Genomic DNA, 24720 nt, shown 5'->3' with positions numbered 1-24720 from the left:
CTTTTTAGCGTTTGGATTTTGCTAAAGATTCAAATCTTTTCATAATCACAGTTAGACGCCAACGGTAGAGGGCCCCACTCACAATTAGACTAATAATCAAACCGATCCAGTAAGAATAAGCTCCAAAATCTGTTAGAGAGTCGAATACCATAGCTACTGGAAGTGTCACCCCCCAGTAACCAACCAAACCAAGGTAAAAAGGAATAACTGTATCCTTATAACCCCGCAAAATTCCCTGAAGCGGTGCCGCAAAGGTATCTGCTAACTGGAAGAAAAGGCTGTAAGTCAAAAAACGCGCTGTCAAATCGATAAATTCTGGGTCGTTACCATAAAGACTGGCCACATTTCCTCTAAAAATGTAAAGAAAGGTTAAGGTGAAGGCCGCAAAAATGAGAGCTGTCCATCTTCCTAGACCAATATAGGTTTTCGCATCATCAAATCGCTTAGCTCCCACTTCATAGGAAACGACAATGGCCATAGCCGATGAGATACTCATGGGAAAGGCGTACATGAGAGATGAAAAGTTCATGGCTGACTGGTGACTAGCGATAATCAAGGACGAGAACTTAGCCATAATCAAGCCAACCACGGAAAAGATAGCCACTTCCGCAAAGACAGTTCCTCCAATGGGCAGACCTAAGCGAACTCCTTCCTTAATTTTATCCATATTAAATGGAATTCGTCTTTCAAGGTGTAGAGCCTTGAGCTTTTCCTGTTTAAATAAAACCAGAACAGAAATCCCCAGCAAGACCCAGTAAGCCAAAGAAGTTCCTAAACCAGCCCCAGCACCTCCCAGTTCTGGAACACCAAAGGCCCCGTAAATCAAGAGGTAGTTAAATCCACTATTGAGAGGAAGTAACAAAAGCATAAGATACATAGACAGTTTGGTCAACCCCAGCGAATCCAGCAAGGAACGAATGACACTAAATAGCAACAAAGGGATAATCCCGATAGATAAAAACCAGAGATAGCGAACCGCTACTGCTGCCACTGGTGCTTCTAGTCCGATATGATTTAAAACGGGTGGTGCCAGAAAAACTACCAGTCCCAGCAAGACCACAGATAGCCCCAGGGCCAAATAGATGAACTGGTAAAAATCAGACGCAACTTCTTCCTTTTTGCCACGACCAAGATGGTGACCAATGATAGGCACCAAGACCGACACAATTCCTGTTAGGAAGGTAAAGAAAGGATTCCAGATACTGGTTGCCATAGACACACCAGCCAAGTCCATAGTATTGTATTGACCTGTCATTGCAGTGTCAACAAAAGAGGCAGAATAATTGGCAAATTGGTAGATCAGGATTGGGAAGAAAATTTTTAAAAATAATACTAACTTCTCTCGTAAACACTTTGTCTTATACATACTTCTCTTTCTATTCTGATTTATCTAAACCAAAGAGTTTCAGACCATAGTTTTTCAAACTTAGCGGAGGGTTATTAGATTTTGAAGTAGTATGCCAACACGCACATGTACGACAATAATAGCTTCTAACTAAACCTCCATTATCATATTGAACCGCATGATCAGCTTTTTCTTTAGTTTCATATTGAATTTTAGAACGATTAGATGCGGGACAGTAAATTCCGCTATTAGATTTTGCTTTTCTCTCCCTACGTTTTCGAAAATAATTCATATTCCAACTCCTATCAAGCTTGATAGACGATTTGTCCTTTACAGATGGTGTATTTAACCTGCCCTTTTAAGGTTTCACCGATAAAGGGTGAATTAGCTGCTTTCGAAGCAAAATGGGAGTCCACAAGGCGGTCAGCCTTAGCATCAAAAATAGTGATGTCCGCTGGACCATTCTCAGTCAAGTAACCTGCTTCAAAGTTGTAAAGCTTGGCTGGGTTGTATGTCATCTTTTCGAGTAATTCCATCAAGCTTAACTCACCAGCTTCGACCAAATAAGTCAATCCAAGGGACAGTGATGTTTCTAAACCAGTCATACCAGATGGCGCTTTGGTAATATCCTCAACGTTTTTCTCATCTGCATGATGAGGCGCGTGGTCAGTCGCGATAACTGTGATGATACCTGACTTTAGACCTTCGATAACAGCACGACGATCTGATTCCAAACGAAGTGGCGGATTCATCTTGGCATTACTTCCTTGTGTCAAAAGGAGAGCTTCTGTTTTCGAGAAATGCTGTGGCGCTACTTCTGCTGTGACTTGCGCACCCAAACCTTGAGCAAACTCAACTACTTTAACACTTTCTTCCTTAGACAAATGCTGGATGTGAACATGGGCCTTAGTTGCATAGGCAATCATGACATCACGCGCCATCATAGCATACTCAGCCACCCCGGTCGCACCGCAGATATGGAAATGTTCTTTAGCAATATTTTCGTTAAAGCCAAGAATCCCATTCAAACCTGGATCTTCCTCATGAAGACTAATAAAGGTATTGAGTTTTTTGGCTTCCTCCATGGCTTCCTTGACAACTTTACTACTTTCAAGCGGAATACCGTCATCAGAAAAACCAACCGCACCAGCTTCTAAGAGTGCCTCAAAGTCAGTCAAATCTTGGCCATTAAAGTGCTTAGTAATGGTCGCAACTGTCTTGACATGAATCTTCTCTTTGGAAGCTGACTGGAGAACTTCTTGCAAAGTCTCCACGTCTGAAATGGTTGGACTAGTATTAGCCATCATGACAACCGTTGTAAAACCACCTGCAGCAGCTGCTAGGGCACCCGTATGAATATCTTCTTTATGAGTTTGTCCCGGTTCACGGAAATGAACATGAATATCGACCAAGCCAGGAGCAACTACAAGACCACTAGCATCTATGATTTCTGCTCCTTCTTCCGTGATCTCAGGCGCAATTTTGATAATTTTCCCATCTTGAACTAAGACATCACACACTTGATCCAAACCAGACTTAGGATCCATTACACGACCGTTTTTGATTAGTAGCATCTACTTTCTCCTTTATTCATAGAAATCAACTTGGGTATCCAACAATTTATCCCCATCATAAACAAACTTGGCTGAAAAGAAGGGTTTGTCCTCTAAAAGCCATTCAACAAAGGTGTGGTCACCTTCCCAAGTTGGCTTGCTCAGAACTTCATCATAAGGAACCCATTCCAGCGTCCCCTCGTTGCAATCAATCAATTCACCCTCAAACTCTGTCACCTTAAAAACATAGGTGTACCAGTCTAAATCTGGTGTAAATTCAGGAAAAGTGATGACACCTTTTAGAACTGGCTTGGCTTTGAGCCCTGTTTCCTCAAGGATTTCACGCGCTGCGCATTCCTGAGGCGTCTCTCCTCTCTCTAGCTTACCACCCACACCAATCCATTTACCCGCATGGACATCATTTGACTTTTTATTACGATGAAGCATGAGCAGTTCTTTCCCGTTATCAATGTAGCAAATTGTCGCTAACTGAGGCATATTTTCTCCTTATCTAAGCCAATCGATTGGCTCTTGTCCTGTTTCTTTTAAGAATGCATTGGCCTTGGAAAAAGGCTTGGAACCCCAAAATCCTCTATAAACTGACAAAGGACTGGGATGGGCTGATTCGATAATCAAGTGACGAGGATTGGTAACTAAGGCCTTCTTCTTGCGTGCGTAGGCTCCCCAGAGTATAAAGACTACTGGTTTATCTAGTTGATTGACCACCTGAATTACAGCATCAGTAAAGGGTTCCCATATTTGACCAGCATGACCATTGGCCTGACCAGCAGGAACTGTCAAACAAGCATTAAGAAGCAAGACTCCTTGTTCAGCCCAAGCTGTCAAATCATGAGATTTCTTAACTCCGATATCATCTGACAATTCTTTCAAGATATTTTGCAAGGAAGGCGGAGCTGGGATAGAGTCAGGTACAGAAAAACTCAAGCCCTGCGCTTGACCTGGTCCGTGATAGGGATCTTGCCCTAGAATCACCACCTTAACGTCTTCAAGCGGTGTTGTCAATAGAGCCTGAAAAACCTTTTCCTTGGGCGGATAAACAGTACCCTGAGCATAGACCTGCTCCATAAACTGATTGATTTTCCCGAAATAACCCTCAGGTAATTGCTCCTTTATCAAATCATGCCAAGACGAGTGTTCCATAGCCGACTCCTTCATTTTTACTGCCTCTATTATAGCAAAAAGTGGCTATGGAAACCACTTTTTACAGTTTATCTAAACAATCCAGCAAATCTTGGAAGGAATAGACTTCGTAAGTAGGCTGGGCTTGTGTGTGATTTTCGAGGTGATGAGGATTGTACCAGATAGTGTCTATCCCCGCATTATTGGCACCTTGAATGTCGGCGGTTAGGGAATCTCCAATCATCAGCGTCTTTTCTTTACTAAAACCTGCAATCTGTTGACCAATTTTTTCATAAAAGAGAGCATCTGGCTTTTGTGTTTGCAATTGCTCAGAGATAAAGACTTGATTGAAATAAGGTGCCAGACCAGACTGAGCCAAACGCCCTGTCTGAATGGCAGTAATTCCATTTGTCGCAGCATATAGCTCATAATCTCGCTCGATAAGGATATCCAAGAATTCATGAGCGCCTGAAAAAGTTTGCCCCTGCTGGGCAAGGTAAAATTGGTAACGCTGGGCTAGAAAACTACCGTCTTTTTCCTGTCCAAAATGAGCAAATAAACGAGAAAAGCGCGTGTTAACCAGCTCTTGTTTACTGATTTTCTTTTGCTCCAAGTCCTTCCAGAGAGCCTTGTTCATAGGAACGTAATAGTCTTTATAAGCCTGAATATCCGCAACCCCTTCTTCTTTTAGAAGTTGGGTCAAAGCCACATCCTCAGCAGCATCAAAATCAAGCAAGGTGTGGTCGAGGTCGAAGAGTAGAAATTTATAGGACAATTTGAGGTTTTCCTTTCTAAGGGAGCAAAATTTAACATCATGTTCAAATATGTTTACATTATACGATAAGAATAGTAGTCACTTCTCTAGCGAATGCTATCATATTTGAATCATATGTAAATCATTAGTCAGCTTGAACTTTACAGAAACGAATTGCAAACGGATTATTTCAGCGAGAGCTATCATAAGTTTGAAATAGATTTCTAAAAGTATTCTGCATTAGAGGCACCTTTAACTTTCTTAACAGATAACATTATGCATACCGAGTCTAAATCTATGAAGAACTACTTCAAATTAAATAAAGAAAATGCGTAAGATAATCGTAAGTACTACTTCATCTTTTATGTTGAATCCGTGAAAGAAAGTAAGTTGACTAGAAATTACTACTATCATAAAACTTTGAGAAATCTAAATTAAGAGGCTGGGCAAGAAGGTTTTAAAATCAAAAAAACGCATAATATCAAGTGTTGAAAAATCTACGTTTTATTGTGGAACAATTTACTTCCTTTTCTTTTGAAATTGAGTTTTTGCCAAGTCTCTTTTTTACAAAAAATCACTTAAATCTATCTCATTTGCAATTCTTTCGTAGATAATCTTTTTAGGAGTATTATCCACACATCGAAATATCCCCTTAAACACATAATAGGTATTTCCTAATACATCCTTAAAATGTGCAAACACAATAGAGTTTTTTATATCCTTAACCTCCATATATCCGTTAGACTTAGTTTGTTCAATAATCGATCCATCACTTGAAATAGTATTAATCCAGTCAGCATTAGGATATAATTTAGGAAACCACAACTGAAGGTCTTCTCTCAATAAAAAAGTGGCACGTTGATGACTCTTAACTTCTTTTCCAAAGAGTTTCAATACATCTACATGAGTTCTAAATTTAGCAGTATCCATTATATGAATAACACCATTTTCAATCCACTTTTTGACAGAGTATTCTTGTCTATAAGAGTACGGAACAAAGGTTTTAGAATTTTGCTTTAGCACCTTAATTTTATTTACTAATTGGTCAATCTGGTGATTAACGCTCTCAAAAGAAGCATTTTTTGTACAATTAATTCTTTCAAACTTAGTGTTCAATAAATGAATCACTTCTTTTTCTCTGTATTTATCAGCTTCTTCCTGTGACAAATGATGAGACTCGTCAATTTCAATAGCCAGTTTGAATTGTGGAAAATAAAGGTCAATCAAATAGCGCCTTCCATCAGGTTTTTTCACAATTTGTTGTGTTGTAAACTGAATTTCAAAATCATTTAGCAAATGAATGATGCGTGAAATGACATAAAATTCGTATTTCTTATACTTAATCTTAGTCAACATTTTTGAATAGTATGTCAATTCATCATAGTTTGTACTCATAATATTTCTCTCTTTTATAAACTGATTATTATTTCACACTTAGCTTAAATATTTATTTTACTACATAGAAATCATAAATGACATCCTACGATTGTCATGATACTTACATTCCAACAAATAACATCTTAATGACTTTGTTAAAATTTATAAAGAAGTTCTTAAAATTAAACTGCGGTCTGATGTATTTCTGATTATTGAACCATTACGTTTATAAATTCCAGAATCTAAACCTTTCTGAATATTTAATGGAATTTCTATAGTAACTTGATTTAATGACATAATTATAACTTATCTCTTAATTCTATCGTTCTAGTTTATTCAAAAATAAAATCAGCAATTCGTTTAGCAGCTTTTTCTGTTGCCACTTCAATGTCAGTTTTAGTCCAAGTGTCATTTACATAATTAACAAGAGATTTAGCTATTGGGAACTTACTATCTATATACCCATGACCACTTGTGATTGTATTCTCTCTTTTTGTTCTAAACCAAGCATCTCCAATTCCACGATTAATTTCGGATTCAAGGAGAATCTTATTACCAAGCTTCTCAGCATAATCTCTAAATTCTTCCTGGCTTTCTAGTCCAGCATCTGACATAATATTTTCTCTATTCAAACCACTTTGTGGCATAATATGTTCAATATCAATATTCCCATTTAAATTAAAGTCCATACCTTTTTCCAATGCAAATAGGAATTCATTTACATAAATAATAGAATTTGAAACACCACTTTCAGTCAAAGTTTGTTTAACGTCTTCATAAACAAAATTAGTATGAATATGGTTCTTTATTTTTGAAATAAGTTCGTCGATTGAAATTGAATCGACTTGACTGTACATCAGATTAATTTCTTCTAGGAAGCCTTTAAAAAGTTTATGGCTATATGAGAGTTCAGATAATTCAATTAAAACTCCAAGTCTAAGTAAATATTCCAGATATGTGTTGTCTTGTCTGAAAAATAGATAACTACTAACAAAAGGTCGTAAATTACCGTTTAATTTGTTTATCAATTGACCATTGATAGTTTCAGATACTCGTTCAAAATTATTTAAGATTGTATTTAGATCATCAGTAAAGAGAACATCTTCATTCAATAGATGTTTATTTTTTGAGAAAAAGGCTCTTATACCAGGATTCCTTCGATCAGCACTGTTTTGTTCTGAAAGTTTTACGAAAATATAGTGAGTAATTAACGCATTTAAGTCTAATCTAGCTGAATCTGTACGCTGTACAATCTCTTGCCAATTTTTTTCGAAGTTTTTCCTATCTGATGCATTTGCAGTGGTCTTAGATACGATTACTTCAATTGGGGTCAATGGAACACCAGTCCCGTTTAAAGAATTAAAAATATTTATTGCCTGATCAGTATTATAACTTGTAATAGTAATCACTTGGCAATTATCAATAAAGTGGTTAGCAAAATTGATAAGAGTAAAAACATTCAATTCGTTACACATATTGTAAAAATATCTAAAGTTTTTATAGAAGTTAGTATAGCGGTTGTCTTTCTGGCGACGATAGATTTGGTGAACTCTATCTTTAATAGATATAAAATCTTTACCTAGCAAGATAGTAGTCATCTCACTAGCATATTTTTCTGAAATCGAATGATTTAGATACTTTATTCTATCATCGCTAGGATAATACAGTCCATCAACGAAATCATCTTTTTCGTCATCTGAAACATTGAAAAGCATTGTGACAATCTGCTCTTTAAGACCATTAAGATGTTTCACTAATCTGCGTGCGTCAGTGTTTAGAGTCGGTAGAAGTTCAAGCTCCTCATCAATCTTTAATAAGATTGCCTTAAGAAGTAACATAAATGTCGTTGTTCTTTGCTGCCCATCAATCAAGGTTACTTCATGCTCTTCGCCAGATTCTTGAGCGATGAGAATAGCACCGAAGAAATAATTGTCTTGGGATCTATCATCGAAATTTTCCATATGAAGATTAATATCTTCAATGAGTTGTTCACATTGTGATACTTGCCAAGCATAGGGTCTCTGATAGGTAGGAATATAAAATTCTGATTTTTCAAAATAAGATTTTACTTTTTGTAAAGCCGGTTTAATATCGTTTCTCATTCAAATTCTCCAATAATCTTTTCTGATGATATTATACCACTAAAACGCTAACAATTAAACACTAACTATGTCCGAACTATCTAACGATTTAATTCCCTTTTAACGATTACATCTTTGGAATGTTAACAAGTTATACCATTATAATTTGAAATCTATCTACACCCCTAAATAATACCAAAAAGCCTTCAAATTTTTAAGTTTCAAGGTTTTTACTGCATTAAATTGTAATATCTAACTTCTACTGTTTTCGAAGAGTAGAAATTTGTAGGACAATTTGAGAGTTTTCCTTTCTAAAAATTCATTAAGAACATTATAACATAAAGCACCTCACACAATTAACTAATACTCAATGAAAATCAAAGAGCAAACTAGGAAAATAGCCGCAGGTTGGTTGCTCAAAGCACTGCTTTGAGGTTGTAGATAAGATTGACGAAGTCAGTTACATATATAATCCAAGGCGACGTTGACGTGGTTTGAAGAGATTTTCGAAGAGTATTAACAATTTAGAAACGCTATGATTCTACTCCTTTTACATTAAAAAGGAACTGCCCAAAGCAGTCCCTTTCTGATTTTGAAATTATTTACTTAAAATTTGATAGTTGAGATAATCAATAGCTCACCTATAAAAGAAATGATAGGAAGATTCCTTATTTATTGATTTCAAGCTCCGACAACTGTGTTTGAATAACTGACAGTTCTGCACCAGCCTGAAGAAGAGCAGCTGCAGTATAGGCACCTTCTACAATTGGAACCCTATTGATCATGATACTTTTATCACTGAAATCAGCCACCATTTCTAAGTTCATTTTAGCAGAGCCTAGGTCAAAAAAGGCAAGTAAAGTATCTGCTGGATTGTCGGAAACAACCCTATCTACTTGATCAAAACTTGTTCCAATTCCTCCATCTTCGGTTCCTCCTACATAAGTAATCGGAACATCTTTAGCTACTTCACTAATCAGTTCAACGACACCTTGTGCAATGTTTTTGGAATGTGAAACGATAACAAGACCAATACTTCCCATCAAACCACCCCAGTTTCTAAAAGAGCAGTAAAGAGTAATCCTGATGAAAATGATCCAGGATCAATATGTCCAAGAGAACGTTCTCCTACATAAGATGCTCTTCCTTTAGTTGCAAGTAAATCTTTGGTAGCATTCACTACCTGATCAATAACCTCTTGAGTCAATTGGCCAGCAGACAAGGCAGCAATAACAGGAGTCCAAACATCAACCATTGTCTTTTCTCCAACTTCTGCTTTCCCACGTTTGACAATCATATCCAAACCACTTTGTAAGATTTCTTCTAATTTCGAATTTGAATCAGCCTTGGACATTCCCATAAAAGCAGAGCCATACAAGGGTCCAGAAGCACCGCCTACCTTACTCAGTAATTGCATTGAGACAAGTTTAAAAACATCACTGCTTGTTTCAAATTGCTTTCCTTCTAAGTTTTCCATAACTGCAGCCATTCCACGCGCCATATTTCCACCGTGGTCTCCATCTCCTATAGGGGTGTCTAGCTCACTAAGGTAATCTTTCTGTTCTTGAATCTTTTCATTAAAAAGCTTCATCCATTCAAGAGCTTGTTCAGCATTCATACGACATTTCCTCCTTGAGTTTTACCAAGCTGGTGTAATAACAGGTTCATTTAGAGCATCCAACCACTCATCATCTGCCAATCGAATCAATGTTAATGACAGGCCAGCCATATCAATTGATGTCATATAATTTCCAATTTTCTTAAATGCCAACTCAACACCTTTTTCATGGAGTAATTTAGCCACATCATTTGCAAATACATATTGCTCCATAAGAGGGGTGCTTCCCAAACCATTGATGAGAAGGCCATAGCGTTCACCATCTTTAAGTTGGAAACCTTCAGATAGTTTCTCAACCAATTCTGAGGCCAATTGTGCTGAAGGTTGCATTTTCTCTTTTTTATATCCTGGCTCACCGTGAATACCAACTCCATATTCAAATTCATCATCTTCTAGAACAAAACCTGGTTTCCCAACTTCTGGAACAGTAGCGCCAGATAGAGCTAAGCCAATTGTTTTAATTTCTAAGACAAGTTTGTCGGCCAAGTCCTTCATTTCAGATAATGATTTACCAGAACGAGCTGCAGCCCCCAAAATTTTATGGACTAATATAGTACCTGCAACACCTCGACGCCCTTGGGTATAGAGACTATTTTCAACAGCAATATCATCATCGACTACAACGCTTGCTACATCAATACCTTCCATTTCAGCAAGTTCTTGTGCAATTTCAAAGTTCATAATGTCACCAGAATAGTTCTTGATGACCATGAAAACTCCAGCACCTTCATCAGCCGCCTTAATGGCTTCTAAAATTTGGTCTGGAGTAGGTGAAGTAAAGACTGCTCCACAAATGGCAGCAGACAACATTCCATCTCCTACAAATCCAGCATGACTTGGTTCATGTCCTGAACCTCCACCTGAAATGAGCCCAACTTTCCCTGTCTTTTCTGCCTTTCTAACGATGACATCAAAACCATCTAACCGTTCTACCAAGTCATCATGCATGAATGACAAGCCCTGCAACATTTCATCAACAACTTGTGTCGGTTCATTTATAATTTTTTTCATGAGAAACTCCTTTCGGCATGTATCTTTGTTTTCGCTTTCATTATATATTTTTTACTGCTGGCTGATAAGGGACAGATTCTATTATTTGTCCCCTTTTAAACCCGTTTAAAACATTTTTTTGGTAAAATGAAGTAAGTAAAAGAAAGGTTTCCTATGGCATCATCACTCATTACAAAAAAACGAATTGCCAAGGCATTTAGAGACCTATTAGCTACTAGAGAATTTGATAAAATCTCTATTGTGGATATCATGGAATCAGCTGGCATTCGTAGACAGACCTTTTACAATCACTTTCTTGACAAATATGAACTGCTAGACTGGATATTTGAAAATGACTTAACCGAGTATATCACTAATAACTTGGACTTCATTTCAGGCCAAAAACTATTACAAGAATTATTTCTTTATTTCGAACAAGAGCGTAACTTTTATATTCAACTTTTTGATATTCAAGGGCAAAATAACTTCTATGACCACTTTATCAGCTACTGTCGCTTGCTTGTATCAAAAATTTTAAGAGAATATGGGCAAATTGATATCGATTCATCTGCTTATACTAATTTTTTGTTAGACTATCATTCACACGCTATAGCAGAAATCGTGAAGGCTTACGTCAATGAAAAAAGTCCAGTTCCACAACCAGACTATCTCATCATGACGATTATTGGAAAGAGACCACAATGACATTTATTTCAAATCATAAACAGAAAATTATTTCAAGTTACATTTCAGCAACTGTCAGCAGTCATCCTGAATTAGAAAAACACCCTACTTTACCACTAGTCTATCAAAAAAATCGCAATCCTCATCAGGTTCCAATATTGTCGGGTGGAGGTTCCGGTCACGAACCTGCGCATATTGGATATGTGGGAGAAGGCATGCTTACCGCTGCTATCTATGGCCAATTATTTACTCCTCCTACAAGAACTGAAATCTTAGAGTCCATTCGTTTTTTAAACAATGGTCACGGTGTCTTCATCATTGTAAAAAATTTCGAAGCAGACATCAAAGAATTTAGCTGGGCCATTAATACTGCTAGACAAGAAGGAATTAAGGTCGGCTATAGTCTAGCACACGACGATATTTCTATTGAACCTCACAATAGATTTCAAATTAGAGGAAGAGGGCTTGCAGGGACTATTTTACTTCATAAAGTTCTAGGATATGCAGCTCAAAATGGTGCCGACATCGAGCAACTAACTGATTTAAGTCATGAACTTGCTCCCGAAATCGCAACAATCGGTTTTGCAACGAAATCTGCTAGTCTCCCCCAAGCCACCCTTCCACTATTTAACTTGGAAGAAGGAAATATTTCTTATGGTATTGGGATACATGGCGAAGAAGGCTATCGTATCGTCCCATTCCAATCATCGGAAATCCTGGCAAATGAAATTATAAGTAAATTAAGATTGCACTATCATTGGAAAAAGGGTGATCAATTTATATTACTTGTAAATAATCTAGGCACCACTAGCAACCTAGAAATGGGCATATTTATCAATGATCTCCTCCAACTCTTAGAAATCGAAGGAGTCACTATTATCTTTATAAAATCAGGAACATTTATGACCAGTCTAGATATGGCAGGTATATCCGTAACTCTTTGCCCTGTAAAAAATAAACAGTGGTTAGAAGCGCTCAATGCTCCAACGACAGCTTTTGCATGGTAATTTGCTTGTATAATCCAAAAGGGCTACATCACTTGATAGCCCTTTGCTTTTATCTTACGTTTAAAAGAACTCATTCTTGCCATTTCAAACAGTCCATCTACCTTTTACAATTCTTCTATCAAAAACTGGCTGTTTCTCTCAACAACCAGTTTTTTCATTTTTCAGCTAATTACTTACTGTTTTTCTTCTGAAAGAAAAGTGATACTATAGCTAAGATAGCAAAAGCTATACCAACATACCAGTAGGGTTGATCTAGGGTCGTTGAACGACCTGATAGATTGACGATTCCGCGAAAAAGCATACCAGTTGTTAGAACGGCTACTGACGAGTTCCATAAGTTTAGACTGATTCGCCATAAGTTTGGAATGATTTTCAGCAGTATTGCCAGAATGACGCCCCCTACTAGGGGGACTACAAAAAGATAGTGCATATGAAGGGAGGTTTCCCCAAAACTGAAAGACTCGTAGATACGGCTAAATACTAAAAAGAAAATAGTAAGAATGCTATAGCCGACTAATGCCTTTTTTAGGCGTTTGTTTTTAATAACCGATGTAGACAATATCACTCACCGCCCTTTCTGATATCTTGCTTCCACCTGTAGTCGGTTTATTGATTACCTGACCATTGAAGTAGAGAGTTGAGGATCCACCGCCATCAAGGTTATAGGCTGTCTTCACTCCGTACGACTTCATCACTTCTGCCATCTGATAAAGAGACAAGCCCTTACTCTCAGAGGTCCGACCATCCGAAACGACAATGATGTAGTGGTTTTCATCGATAATCCCAATAGCTGTACGAGGGTTTGAAGCCATAGCCTGACCAACTTCTGCATTAGTGCTGACAGAGATTTCCCCATTTTCAACTAGAGAAGGTCCAAATGCCAGTAGATTGACCACACCGTCCTGAACTAACTGATTGGCTGAAACTTGGTCCTCGTAGATGATTTTAAAAGAGCCATCCTTATAAATGGCAAGGTCACCGTTACTAGCATCTTCACGGACACTGTCCCGATAGACAACTCCATTACGGATAACGTAACCGGAGCTATTGGCTCCATAGTAGTCACCGTTGACAGCTAGAATAGCATTATTTTCAGCAGCTGTTACAGAAGTTTTGGCTGTGACGTTGGTTCCATAGGAGTTTTGTGCTAGGGCTGTCTTCAGATAATCTGCAGAGCTAAGAGTCACATCCGCCACATAGACCTGTGTTTCATTCACAGTTTTTTCAGTTAGGTTGACACTGATATTTCCATCTGAATAGCTGCTATCTGTCACTTGGGCATTTTTTGCTGCTTGACTTGCTGCTGCAGTGTCAGATGTGGAGCTGGTATTGGATACGACGGAAATCGTTTCCGCGAGTACAAAGGTCTTCAACATCGAATAGGTAAAGGAACTTGTCAGGAGCATACCCAAGACCGATGCGTATAAATAGGGTTTCTTTAAAATTTTCATGGGGGACTAAAACTCCTTTCTTTGAAAATATAGCGAGTTTGAACTGTCCATGAGAGGATGAAGAGCATGATTCCGACAAGAATCTTTGCAATCAGCAAGTTGACTCCAAGACCAGAATTAAAAAGTCTAATTAGAATAGTATCTAAGATAAAGAGACCAACTGCTAGTCCGAAATAGCTTGAACCTGTTTTAAAACTGCTAGCCTTATTCTTAAAGACCAATTTTTTATTGGTAGAAAAGTTAAAGATGGAGCTAGTCACACGTGCCAAACCATTTGAGAGGATAAGTCGTAAACCCGATGGAATAAAACTTAGGAATAGAATGGAGAGAGCATAGACCAAATAATCTACGATAAAACTACTAAAAGACGAGAGCGCAAACTTTAGAATATTTTTATAAATCATCAAGCCATCTCGAATAGGTCTAAAGTGAGAAGCCTCATTATCGTTGATATAGACTGTTTCAATAGGAACTTCCGAGATTGGGTAAGCTTGGCTTGCTTCGAGGAGCATGTTCATCTCGTATTCATAACGTTGTCCTTCTATCTTGAGCATAAATGGAATCATATCCGTTGAAAAGGCACGTAATCCTGTCTGTGTATCCGAAACAGCGACACCCGTTTGGATTTTAAATAAGATACGGGTCAAGCTGTTTCCAAAGCGACTACGCAGGGGAACCTTGCCTGTAAATGCACGGACACCAAGGACTAATGTATCGGGATTTTCATTTGATTTGGTCAAGGTACGAAAGATGTCCCAGATTCTATGTTGACCATCTGCGTCAGCAGTGACCACCGTTCCAGGATTCTTGAGTGACTGAATGTATTCAAAAGCTGTTTTCAAAGCTTGTCCCTTACCTTGATTGACCTGATGACGAATTACAGTCCCATAGTTTTCAGCTCGAGCAAAGATTTCTTGGCATTCAGGAGAACTACCATCATCAATCACAATGATTGAAAAATCACTTTTATCGTGAATTTTTTCAATCAGTGTTAGCAGATTAAAATCAGGTTGGTATGCTGGAATAACTAGATAATTCATATCCGCACCTCTTTCTTTTGGTTTGTATAAGTATACGTTCACTTGCTTAAAAAATCCTTATAGTTGCTTTTTTATAAAAATAAATTGATGATTTCTCAAAAATAGACCATAAAGAGAAAACTCCATAGAAATGATTTCTACAGAGTTAGAACAGTATCTTTATAATAATAAATAGGATAGTCAGTCTCTATAACTTATCCTTTAATTTCTCAACAAAGAGATAGGCTGCTGGACAGGTCAAGGTATTCTTAATCGTCAAATGGTTGATTTGATGGATCTTTTTGCGGTCTGTATGGGGAAATTCTCGGCAGGCCTTTGGACGAACATCATAGATGGAACAGAGGTTATCTCCTCCTAAAAATGGGCAGGGCATGGATTTGAAAACCTTATCCCCATCTTCATCTACCTGAAGGAATTCAGCTTCAAAAGCTGGTAATTTCATCTTAAAATACTTGGCGATTCGTGTAATATCCGCTTCTTTAAAGTCCGGTCCCAATGTCTTGCAACAGTTAGCACAGGCAGTGCAATCAATCTCCTCAAAAACTTCTTGGTGAATCTGCTGGGCTATCTTGTCTAGGTTTTTAGGAGGTTTTTTCTTTAAATTGGCTAAAACTTTTCGATGCTCCTTCTGCTTTTGCAAGGCTAGCTGATGGTAATACTCAATATCAATTTCTTTAGACATGATTTCTCTCTTATTCTATTTGTTTCCCCCTATTATATCATGCCTCTGGCTCATTGAAAAGTGGACTTTATAAGACCATACTTTTCCAAAAGGTAGCAAAAAACCTTGCAACTAGGTTACAAGGTTAATGACATTAATCAAAGTTAACGTATTCTTTTTGAAGCTCAAGAACTTCTTCCATTGTTGAACACTCTGTAAGAGCACGGTTAGCGTACTCTTCCATCTTAGCAGTGTCCAATTTCTTCATCAAGCTACGTGTACGAAGGACTGATGTTGCTGACATAGAGAACTCATCCAAGCCCATTCCAACAAGAAGTGGAACAGCTTTTTGGTCACCAGCCATCTCACCACACATACCAGCCCATTTACCTTCAGCGTGTGCTGCCTTGATAACATTGTTGATCAAGCGAAGGATTGATGGGTTATATGGTTGGTAAAGGTATGAAACTTGCTCGTTCATACGGTCTGCTGCCATTGAGTATTGGATCAAGTCGTTTGTACCAATTGACATAAAGTCTACTTCTTTTGCAAATTGGTCTGCAAGCATAGCTGCTGCAGGGATTTCAATCATGATACCAACTTGGATGTCATCCGCAACTGCAACACCTTCAGCAAGAAGGTTTGCTTTTTCTTCTTCATAAACGGCTTTAGCTGCACGGAATTCTTTCAAGAGGGCAACCATTGGGAACATGATACGCAATTGACCATGAACAGAAGCACGAAGAAGAGCACGAATTTGTGTACGGAACATTGCATCTCCAGTTTCAGAAATAGAGATACGAAGGGCACGGAATCCAAGGAATGGGTTCATTTCATGTGGCATATCGAAGTAAGGAAGTTCCTTATCTCCACCGATATCCATTGTACGAACAACGACTGGTTTACCATTCATTCCCTCAAGAACAGCCTTGTATGCTTCATACTGCTCGTCTTCTGTTGGGAAGTCTTGAGAATCCATATACAAGAACTCTGTACGGTAAAGTCCAACAGCTTCAGCACCGTTGTTGTTAACACCTTCAACGTCTTTTGGAGTACCGATGTTAGCGGCCAACTCGAAGTGTTTACCGTCAGCAGTCACTGTTTGAGCATCTTTCAAAAGTGCCCATTCAGCTTTTTGTTTAGCATAAGCTTCACCAGCTGCTTTAAATTCTGCCGCTTGTTCATCTGTTGGGTTGATAATCACTTCACCAGTAATTCCGTTAACGGCAAGGATATCACCGTCTTTCACTACTTCAGTGATGTTATTTGTTCCCAATACAGCTGCAATTTCAAGTGTACGTGCCATGATAGCTGAGTGACTTGTACGTCCACCGATGTTTGTTACAAAAGCTTTTACAAAGTTTTTGTCCAATTGAGCTGTATCAGATGGTGTCAAGTCATGCGCAATTACGATTACTTCTTCATTGATAGAAGCTGGGTTTGGCAATTTTTTACCAAGAAGGTTTGCCAATACACGTTTTGTCACGTCGCGGATATCCGCTGCACGTTCTTGCATGTATGGGTTGTCTTCCATACCCTCAAAGATAGTGATGAACATGTCAGTCACTTCTTTAAGACCTGCTTCTGCATTGACTTTCTTAGCACGGATTGTTTCTTTAATCTGACCAATCAATTCTGGGTCAGAAAGAACCATCAAATGAGCGTCAAAAACTTGAGCCGCTTCTTCACCAAGCGTACCTACAGCTTTCTCGCGGATAAGAGAAAGCTCGTTTTGAGAAGCTTCAAGAGCAACATCCAAACGAGCCTCTTCTGCGTTTGTATCTTCGACTGAAACAGTCTCGAATGACAAATCCGGTTGAACGAGTAGATATGCTTTTGCAACTGCAACACCGTCAGATGCTGCGATTCCTTTAAGCATTTCTGTCATTTCCCTTATGCCAATCCTTCTTTTTCCATTGTTTCTGAGATTGCAGCGATAGCGTCATCTGCATCTGCACCTTCAGCTGAGATAGTTACGTCAGCACCTTGGCCAACACCAAGACTCATAACACCCATAATTGATTTAAGGTTAACTGATTTACCTTTGTACTCAAGAGTGATATCTGAAGCAAATTTGCTAGCAGTTTGTACCAACAATGTTGCTGGACGTGCGTGAATACCTGTTTCTGCCACTACGTGGAAATCTTTAGAAGCCATAGTTTGACTCTCCTTTTGTTCTTTCTTTTTTGAGTTATATGTGATAACCCTTACAATTTGGTATTATATCATCTTCTAGGATTTTTTTCAAGCATTTTATGGGATTTATTCGATTTCCTTTCAGATAACTTGCTGAAAATCTTCTATTCTAGATAACAAAACACAGGATATAGTTTTCCAAAAAACAACTTATAGGATAATTATCATCATTTTACAAAACAAACACTACATATTGTGTTTTGTGAGCTTGAGCAGAAAAATAGACCACTATATTTAGTTTCAAATCGTTGACAAAATTTTAATTTCTGATATACTAAGATAGTATTAAATTTTGAAGAGGAGTTACACAATGGTAACCGTTTATTCTAAAAATAACTGTGTCCAATGTAAAATGACCAAACGTTTCTTGGACAGTAATAATGTCGCTTATCGTGAAATCAATCTTGATGAGCAACCTGAGTACATCGATCAAGTTAAAGAGCTCGGTTTCAGCGCAGCTCCTGTTATCCAAACACCAACTGAAGTCTTTTCAGGTTTCCAACCAGGAAAACTGAAACAATTAGCATAATCTTAGTACATCATCCAGAAGAAACTGCTTCTAGGGCTAACTTAGAAGCCTTTCTTTTGTAATTAGATAAGGGAAATTTTATGGGATTAAAACATCTTGAAGACGTAACTTACTTCCGTCTCAATAACGAAATCAACCGTCCTATTAATGGACAAATCATGCTTCATAAAGATAAGGAAGCCTTGGATGCTTTCTTTAAAGAAAATGTAGTTCCAAACACTATGGTTTTTGATTCAATCACTGATAAAATCAACTACCTCATTGAACACAACTACATCGAAACAGCCTTTATCAAGAAATACCGTCCAGAATTTTTGGAAGAATTGCATCAATTTATCAAAGACCAAAACTTCCAATTCAAGTCTTTCATGGCTGCCTATAAATTTTACAATCAATATGCCTTGAAAACAAACGACGGTGAATACTATCTTGAAAGTATGGAAGACCGTGTCTTCTTTAACGCCCTTTATTTTGCTGATGGAAATGAAGCTGTTGCAATCGATATTGCCAATGAAATCATCCACCAACGCTACCAACCTGCTACTCCTTCCTTCTTGAATGCTGGACGTGCTCGCCGTGGGGAGTTAGTATCTTGCTTCCTGATCCAAGTAACGGATGATATGAACTCTATCGGACGTTCTATCAACTCAGCTCTTCAACTTTCTCGTATCGGTGGTGGAGTGGGTATTACCCTCAGCAACCTTCGTGAAGCTGGAGCTCCTATTAAAGGATATGAAGGAGCAGCCTCTGGTGTCGTACCAGTCATGAAACTCTTCGAAGATAGTTTCTCTTACTCTAACCAATTGGGTCAACGTCAAGGTGCCGGTGTTGTTTACCTCAATGTCTTTCACCCAGACATCATCGCCTTCCTTTCAACTAAGAAAGAAAATGCCGATGAAAAAGTTCGTGTCAAAACCCTATCACTTGGTGTTGTAGTACCAGATAAATTCTACGAATTGGCGCGTAAAAATGAAGAAATGTACCTCTTCAGCCCTTACTCTGTAGAGCTTGAATACGGTGTGCCATTCAACTACATCGACATTACTGAAAAATACGATGAATTGGTCGCAAATCCAAAAATCCGCAAGACAAAAATCAAGGCGCGTGATTTGGAAACTGAAATCTCTAAATTGCAACAAGAGTCTGGCTACCCTTATGTAGTCAACATTGATACGGCTAACCGTGCAAATCCTGTTGATGGAAAAATCATCATGAGTAACTTGTGTTCTGAGATTCTTCAAGTCCAAGAACCAAGCTTGATCAACGATGCTCAAGAATTCCTTCAAATGGGAACGGACGTTTCATGTAACCTTGGTTCAACCAACGTGGTCAACATGATGACTTCACCTGACTTTGGTCGTTCTATCCGTGCTATGGTTCGTGCCCTTACTTTCGTTACAGATAGTTCGCACATCGTAGCTGTTCCTACTATCGACCATGGAAATAGCCAAGCCCACACCTTTGGTCTCGGTGCTATGGGACTTCACAGCTACCTTGCCCAACAACTGATTGAATATGGATCGCCTGAGTCTGTTGAATTTACAAGCATCTACTTCATGCTTATGAACTACTGGACTTTAGTTGAGTCAAACAATATTGCGCGTGAATGTGGTATCACCTTCCACAACTTTGAAAAATCAGACTATGCTAACGGAAGCTACTTTGATAAGTATGTAACTGGCGAGTTTGTTCCAAAATCAGACCGTGTTAAAGAACTTTTCAAAGATGTCTTTATCCCAAGTGCTGCTGATTGGGCTGAACTTCGCGACAAGGTTCAAGCAGATGGACTTTACCACCAAAACCGTCTAGCTGTTGCCCCAAATGGTTCTATCAGTTACATCAACGACGTTTCTGCTTCTATCCACCCGATTACGCAACGTATCGAAGAGCGTCAAGAAAAGAAAATCGGTAAAATCTACTATCCTGCTGCTGGATTGTCAACAGAAACCATTCCTTACTACACTTCTGCTTACGACATGGATATGCGTAAAGTGATTGATGTCTATGCTGCTGCAACTGAGCACGTGGACCAAGGACTTTCACTCACACTCTTCATGCGTAGTGACATTCCAAAAGGTCTTTACGAATGGAAGAAAGAAAACAAACAAACGACACGTGACTTGTCTATCCTTCGTAACTATGCCTTTAACAAGGGTATCAAGTCTATCTACTACGTCCGTACCTTTACAGATGATGGTGGAGAAGTCGGTGCTAACCAATGTGAAAGCTGTGTGATTTAATCTTTGCTTGAGAAAACTACATTTTCTCAGATAAGTGATTCATTCACCCTGCTAAACTAAACAGGAATAAGCATCTATACTATGGAAAAACAAAAAAGTCGGGCTTCCGACTTTTTGTGCGATACTCCTCTAGGATTATGATAAAATAGAAGTAATTGTGAGTTCGCAATACTAAACACAGAAAGAGATTTCAAAATGGAAACTTACTACAAAGCCATTAACTGGAATGCCATCGAAGATGTCATCGACAAATCAACTTGGGAAAAACTGACGGAGCAATTCTGGCTTGATACACGTATTCCTTTGTCAAATGACTTGGATGACTGGAGAAAGCTATCAAATGTAGAAAAAGACTTGGTAGGAAAAGTCTTTGGTGGTTTGACACTTTTGGATACCATGCAATCTGAAACTGGGGTTCAAGCCCTTCGCGCAGACATCCGTACACCACATGAGGAAGCTGTTTTCAATAACATCCAATTTATGGAATCTGTTCACGCTAAATCTTACTCATCAATCTTTTCTACCTTGAATACTAAGGCTGAGATTGAAGAAATTTTCGAATGGACCAATACCAATCCTTACCTACAAAAGAAGGCTGAGATTGTCAACGAAATCTACCTCAACGGTAGCCCACTTGAAAAGAAAGTTGCCAGTGTCTTCCTTGAAACCTTCCTCTTCTACTCTGGTTTCTTCACGCCGCTCTACTATCTTGGTAATAACAAACTAGCCAACGTTGCGGAAATCATCAAACTGATTATTCGTGATGAGTCTGTTCACGGAACCTACATTGGTTACAAATTCCAACTCGGTTTCAATGAATTGCCTGAAGAAGAGCAAGAAAAACTCAAGGATTGGATGTACGACCTGCTCTACACTCTTTATGAAAATGAAGAAGGCTACACAGAAAGCCTCTATGACGGTGTTGGTTGGACGGAAGAAGTCAAAACCTTCCTTCGCTACAATGCTAACAAGGCTCTCATGAACCTGGGACAAGATCCACTCTTCCCAGATTCAGCAGATGATGTGAACCCAATCGTTATGAACGGTATTTCAACAGGGACATCTAACCACGACTTCTTCTCTCAAGTCGGAAATGGTTACCTCCTTGGTGAAGTTGAAGCCATGCAAGACGATGACTACAATTACGGTTTGGACTAAGGTCATCTATTTTATAAGTGATAAAAAACATCATGCTTTGTTTAAAACAACCATGATGTTTTTGTTTTTGTTTTCTTTTGTTTTTTAAATTGATTGATTGAATACTTTATGATAAAATAGTAATAGAAATAGAGGTGATAAGGATGTTAAAGCAGGAAAAACTAGATAATATTCTAGAAACGGTAAATACAAAGGGAACTATTACTGTAAAAGAAATCATGACTCGCTTGGATGTATCAGATATGACTGCTAGACGCTACTTGCAAGAGTTAGCTGACAAGGATTTACTTGTTCGTGTGCACGGGGGAGCTGAGAAAATTCGCACAGGTTCCATTTTAAACAATGAACGTTCCAATATAGAAAAACAAAGCTTACAAATCGCAGAAAAACAAGAAATAGCCCGTTTTGCAGGCAGTCTAGTAGAAGAAAGAGAAACTATTTTCATTGGACCAGGAACAACATTAGAATTTTTTGCACGTGAGTTGCCTATTGACAATATCCGCGTCGTGACCAACAGTCTACCTGTTTTTCTGATTTTAAGCGAACGAAAATTAACAGATTTGATTTTGATAGGTGGAAATTATCGCGATATTACAGGTGCTTTTGTTGGCACATTGACCCTACAAAATCTCTCTAATCTCCAATTTTCTAAAGCTTTCGTTAGCTGTAATGGTATTCAAAACGGAGCTCTAGCTACTTTTAGCGAGGAAGAGGGAGAGGCTCAACGCATCGCTTTAAATAATTCTAATAAAAAATATTTGCTCGCAGATCATAGTAAGTTCAATAAGTTTGATTTTTATACTTTTTATAATGTATCAAATCTTGATACTATTGTTTCAGATTCTAAACTAAGTGATTCAATCCTTTTTGAGCTATCTAAACTTACTAAAGTCATCAAGCCTTAATAAACTGAAAGATTCTGGCTAACAACTCAATTTCAGAAGTAAATCTTCCCACAATAAAACGCATAGTATCAAGGTTTTTCAACACCTGATATTATGCGTTTTTCTGCGTTAAAGACTTTTGCCCAATTGCTTTATCTGCCACCTCAAAGCTATGCATTGAGAAATCTGCGACTTGCTTTCTAGTTTAAAGTTTCTCTTTGATTTTCATTGAGTATAAGCAACGTGATTAGATAAAAGTTTTGCAGAGTACTAGATATAAGATTTAACTTTTTTGGAAATTGGTTACGATTGTTGAAACGGCATAAAATCTGAATCAAAGGAGATAGTATCCCATTCTTCAGGATTGATAAAATTTAAAAATAGATTTTTAAATTCTTCCAGCTCATAATCTGAATGACAAATCCATTCTTTACCGGTCGAGACATACCATTTCCCAAGGCTTTTCAGTTCTTCATTCGTCAAACAAGGTATTTGAGAACATTTATCAAAATTGATAATATAAACTTTTTCATAAATTGATTGAATAAAATCTTTGAACATCTTTTTGCCTCACTAAAATTCTATATCTAATGACTAAATCTACTAGTCTATAATCTGAGTTTCCGCTACTTTCTTGTACCAGTGAGCTGATTTCTTTGGATAACGTTCTTGCGTTTCAAAGTCTACATAGAAGAGACCATAACGTTTCTCATACCCATTTGACCATGAGAAGACATCCATTAATGACCAAATGAAGTAACCTTTTACATTAGCTCCATCTGCAATAGCATCAGATAATACTTCCAAGTGTTGTTTGACATAATCAATACGGCCATCATCGTAAACAGTGTTATCAATGAACTCATCTTTATATCCAAGACCATTTTCAGTGATGTAAATCTTCTTGTAGTTCGGATAATCTTTCTTCACTCGCATGATTTGATCATACAAACCTTGAGGGTAGATAATCCAATCCCAATCCGTACGTGGTACATAATCAGGAGCTACACGACGACCAACACCTTTGATTTGGTATTTAGAACTTCCTTTCTCACCCTTACCATTATGGATAATTTCAGTTTCTCCATCAAAGGCTTCCATCCAGTCACTCATATAGTAATTGATTCCAAGGAAGTCATTCAAGTCTTTTGCGGCTTCTAATACTTCGAAATCTTCGTCACGCAAGTCAAGCTTTCCACCATTGGCAGCCAAGATAGCCTCTACCCCTGCCAGGGTCTTTTCAGAGTAGTGACCCAGATAAGTTGCATCCAAGATAAATTTGTTATGGATAATGTCTTCCAACTCTGCCGCAATAACATCTGCTGGATTTTTAGGATCAAGTGGGTACTTGGTTGGGAGAGCGTGAACAACACCAATTTCACCTTTATAACCTTTATCTTTATATAGCTTGACTGCACGCGCATGAGAAACCATCATATTGTGGTGCGATTGGAAAACTTTGGCAAGGTCGTACTGAATACCTGGAGGGAATTTACCAACCAAGTATTGACCATCACCAATTGGCCCAATTTCATTAAAGGTTGTCCAATAGTTTACTTCTGGAAATTCTTCAAAACAAAAGGCAGCGTAGTCTACAAAGTGTTCGATATTTTCACGGTTTAAGAAGTCTCCATTTGAGTGGAGAGCTTCTGGCGTGTCAAAGTGATGAAGAGTTACAAAAGGCTCAACATGACGTTTGTGACACTCTGCAAATAGATTATGATAAAATTCAACACCTTTAGCATTTACTTGGCCGTAACCAGTCGGGAAAATACGTGACCAGGCAATAGAAATTCGAATGCCATTGACACCATACTCTTCTGCTAGCTTGAGGTCAACTGGATATCGATTGTAAAAATCACTGGCTGGTTCTGCAGTGTACCAATAGTTATCTTCAAGATATTTATCCCACGCTACTGGTCCTTTACCATCAGTATGTGTAGCACCTTCTGCCTGATAGGCAGCTGTTGCGCCACCAAAAATAAAGTCTTTGGGAAGTGTTTTTGTCATTT

25 protein-coding genes and 1 pseudogene are annotated in these 24720 nt (G+C 38.2%); 7 read left to right on the top strand and 19 right to left on the bottom strand.

Annotated elements, in window-relative coordinates:
• Positions 1 to 4 precede the first annotated feature (4 nt).
• From pdrM to ADH54_RS03420, 6 genes are all read right to left on the bottom strand, one after another.
• Positions 5 to 1366, bottom strand: coding sequence for a sodium-coupled multidrug efflux MATE transporter PdrM (pdrM, locus tag ADH54_RS03445; RefSeq protein WP_049524047.1), 1362 nt, complete (start codon positions 1364 to 1366; stop codon positions 5 to 7).
• A gap of 10 nt (positions 1367 to 1376) precedes the next feature.
• A complete protein-coding gene (locus ADH54_RS03440) occupies positions 1377 to 1637 on the bottom strand; it encodes a hypothetical protein (RefSeq protein WP_001105920.1) in 261 nt (86 codons plus the stop codon).
• A gap of 13 nt (positions 1638 to 1650) precedes the next feature.
• Positions 1651 to 2919 carry a dihydroorotase gene (locus ADH54_RS03435; RefSeq protein WP_049524046.1) on the bottom strand — a complete coding sequence of 423 codons (1269 nt, stop codon included), beginning with the start codon at positions 2917 to 2919 and terminating at the stop codon, positions 1651 to 1653.
• A 12-nt stretch (positions 2920 to 2931) separates the two neighbouring features.
• A complete protein-coding gene (locus ADH54_RS03430) occupies positions 2932 to 3396 on the bottom strand; it encodes an NUDIX hydrolase (RefSeq protein WP_049524045.1) in 465 nt (154 codons plus the stop codon).
• A 9-nt stretch (positions 3397 to 3405) separates the two neighbouring features.
• Positions 3406 to 4059, bottom strand: a complete 654-nt coding sequence (locus ADH54_RS03425; protein ID WP_049524044.1) for a uracil-DNA glycosylase — start codon at positions 4057 to 4059, stop codon at positions 3406 to 3408.
• Between the two features lie 61 nt (positions 4060 to 4120).
• Entirely contained in the window at positions 4121 to 4813 is a 693-nt protein-coding gene (locus ADH54_RS03420) for a YjjG family noncanonical pyrimidine nucleotidase (protein ID WP_049524043.1), read from the bottom strand.
• Positions 4814 to 4936: 123 nt separating this feature from the next.
• Between ADH54_RS03420 and ADH54_RS12375 the strand changes: the two are divergent.
• Positions 4937 to 5230 (top strand): annotated as a pseudogene (locus ADH54_RS12375) (DUF5960 family protein).
• A gap of 126 nt (positions 5231 to 5356) precedes the next feature.
• On the opposite strand, the gene ADH54_RS03415 reads toward ADH54_RS12375, so the two are convergent.
• The 5 genes from ADH54_RS03415 to dhaK form a co-directional block, all read right to left on the bottom strand.
• Entirely contained in the window at positions 5357 to 6187 is an 831-nt protein-coding gene (locus tag ADH54_RS03415) for an AbaSI family restriction endonuclease (protein ID WP_049524042.1), read from the bottom strand.
• A 314-nt stretch (positions 6188 to 6501) separates the two neighbouring features.
• Positions 6502 to 8271 (bottom strand): DUF262 domain-containing protein, encoded by a 1770-nt coding sequence (locus ADH54_RS03410; RefSeq protein WP_049524041.1) that lies wholly within the window; start codon positions 8269 to 8271, stop codon positions 6502 to 6504.
• A 647-nt stretch (positions 8272 to 8918) separates the two neighbouring features.
• Positions 8919 to 9293, bottom strand: a complete 375-nt coding sequence (dhaM, locus tag ADH54_RS03405; RefSeq protein WP_049524040.1) for a dihydroxyacetone kinase phosphoryl donor subunit DhaM — start codon at positions 9291 to 9293, stop codon at positions 8919 to 8921.
• Complete coding sequence (dhaL, locus tag ADH54_RS03400; RefSeq protein WP_049524039.1) at positions 9293 to 9868, bottom strand: dihydroxyacetone kinase subunit DhaL; 576 nt, start codon at positions 9866 to 9868, stop codon at positions 9293 to 9295. The genes dhaM and dhaL overlap by 1 nt, the downstream gene beginning before the upstream one ends.
• Before the next feature lie 21 nt (positions 9869 to 9889).
• Positions 9890 to 10879 (bottom strand): dihydroxyacetone kinase subunit DhaK, encoded by a 990-nt coding sequence (gene dhaK, locus ADH54_RS03395; protein WP_049524038.1) that lies wholly within the window; start codon positions 10877 to 10879, stop codon positions 9890 to 9892.
• 153 nt (positions 10880 to 11032) lie between these two features.
• Here dhaK and dhaS point away from each other — a divergent pair, with 153 nt between their 5' ends.
• Together dhaS and dhaQ are read left to right on the top strand one after the other, a co-directional pair.
• Entirely contained in the window at positions 11033 to 11563 is a 531-nt protein-coding gene (gene dhaS, locus ADH54_RS03390; protein WP_049524037.1) for a dihydroxyacetone kinase transcriptional activator DhaS, read from the top strand.
• Positions 11560 to 12549, top strand: a complete 990-nt coding sequence (gene dhaQ / locus ADH54_RS03385; protein WP_049524036.1) for a DhaKLM operon coactivator DhaQ — start codon at positions 11560 to 11562, stop codon at positions 12547 to 12549. The genes dhaS and dhaQ overlap by 4 nt, the downstream gene beginning before the upstream one ends.
• 169 nt (positions 12550 to 12718) lie before the next feature.
• Here the strand turns inward: dhaQ and ADH54_RS03380 are convergent, their stop codons facing one another.
• The 6 genes from ADH54_RS03380 to ADH54_RS03355 all read right to left on the bottom strand — a co-directional run bounded on the left by ADH54_RS03380 (position 12719) and on the right by ADH54_RS03355 (position 17858).
• Positions 12719 to 13114 (bottom strand): hypothetical protein, encoded by a 396-nt coding sequence (locus tag ADH54_RS03380; protein ID WP_049524035.1) that lies wholly within the window; start codon positions 13112 to 13114, stop codon positions 12719 to 12721.
• A complete protein-coding gene (locus tag ADH54_RS03375; protein ID WP_049524034.1) occupies positions 13089 to 14000 on the bottom strand; it encodes a phosphodiester glycosidase family protein in 912 nt (303 codons plus the stop codon). The genes ADH54_RS03380 and ADH54_RS03375 overlap by 26 nt, the downstream gene beginning before the upstream one ends.
• Positions 13997 to 15040, bottom strand: coding sequence for a glycosyltransferase (locus ADH54_RS03370; RefSeq protein WP_049524033.1), 1044 nt, complete (start codon positions 15038 to 15040; stop codon positions 13997 to 13999). The genes ADH54_RS03375 and ADH54_RS03370 overlap by 4 nt, the downstream gene beginning before the upstream one ends.
• 187 nt (positions 15041 to 15227) lie before the next feature.
• The gene (locus ADH54_RS03365; RefSeq protein WP_000031481.1) at positions 15228 to 15722 is read right to left on the bottom strand and encodes a YkgJ family cysteine cluster protein; all 495 of its coding nucleotides are present in this window, start codon (positions 15720 to 15722) and stop codon (positions 15228 to 15230) included.
• Between the two features lie 133 nt (positions 15723 to 15855).
• Positions 15856 to 17589 (bottom strand): phosphoenolpyruvate--protein phosphotransferase, encoded by a 1734-nt coding sequence (gene ptsP / locus ADH54_RS03360; RefSeq protein ID WP_020902391.1) that lies wholly within the window; start codon positions 17587 to 17589, stop codon positions 15856 to 15858.
• Positions 17590 to 17594: 5 nt separating this feature from the next.
• Positions 17595 to 17858, bottom strand: coding sequence for a phosphocarrier protein HPr (locus ADH54_RS03355; RefSeq protein WP_000146947.1), 264 nt, complete (start codon positions 17856 to 17858; stop codon positions 17595 to 17597).
• 349 nt (positions 17859 to 18207) lie between these two features.
• On the opposite strand from ADH54_RS03355, the gene nrdH reads away from it, so the two are divergent.
• The 4 genes from nrdH (at position 18208) to ADH54_RS03335 (ending at position 22729) form a co-directional block, all read left to right on the top strand.
• Positions 18208 to 18426 carry a glutaredoxin-like protein NrdH gene (gene nrdH, locus ADH54_RS03350; protein WP_000259240.1) on the top strand — a complete coding sequence of 73 codons (219 nt, stop codon included), beginning with the start codon at positions 18208 to 18210 and terminating at the stop codon, positions 18424 to 18426.
• 80 nt (positions 18427 to 18506) lie between these two features.
• Entirely contained in the window at positions 18507 to 20666 is a 2160-nt protein-coding gene (gene nrdE / locus ADH54_RS03345; protein ID WP_049524032.1) for a class 1b ribonucleoside-diphosphate reductase subunit alpha, read from the top strand.
• Positions 20667 to 20861: 195 nt separating this feature from the next.
• Entirely contained in the window at positions 20862 to 21824 is a 963-nt protein-coding gene (nrdF, locus tag ADH54_RS03340) for a class 1b ribonucleoside-diphosphate reductase subunit beta (protein ID WP_000451385.1), read from the top strand.
• Positions 21825 to 21967: 143 nt separating this feature from the next.
• Positions 21968 to 22729 (top strand): DeoR/GlpR family DNA-binding transcription regulator, encoded by a 762-nt coding sequence (locus ADH54_RS03335; RefSeq protein ID WP_049524031.1) that lies wholly within the window; start codon positions 21968 to 21970, stop codon positions 22727 to 22729.
• Positions 22730 to 23011: 282 nt separating this feature from the next.
• Here the strand turns inward: ADH54_RS03335 and ADH54_RS03330 are convergent, their stop codons facing one another.
• Together ADH54_RS03330 and lacG are read right to left on the bottom strand one after the other, a co-directional pair.
• Complete coding sequence (locus ADH54_RS03330) at positions 23012 to 23269, bottom strand: DUF3884 family protein (RefSeq protein ID WP_078706198.1); 258 nt, start codon at positions 23267 to 23269, stop codon at positions 23012 to 23014.
• A 42-nt stretch (positions 23270 to 23311) separates the two neighbouring features.
• On the bottom strand, positions 23312 to 24718 hold the full coding sequence (lacG, locus tag ADH54_RS03325; protein ID WP_049524030.1) for a 6-phospho-beta-galactosidase: 1407 nt from the start codon (positions 24716 to 24718) through the stop codon (positions 23312 to 23314).
• Positions 24719 to 24720: the final 2 nt, after the last annotated feature.

Origin of the sequence: Streptococcus pseudopneumoniae (assembly GCF_001072315.1) — a bacterium.
Taxonomy (GTDB): Bacteria; Bacillota; Bacilli; order Lactobacillales; family Streptococcaceae; genus Streptococcus; species Streptococcus pseudopneumoniae_R.
The sequence above is the reverse complement of the archived record's forward strand: the minus strand, read 5'-3'. Positions and strand labels throughout refer to the sequence as shown.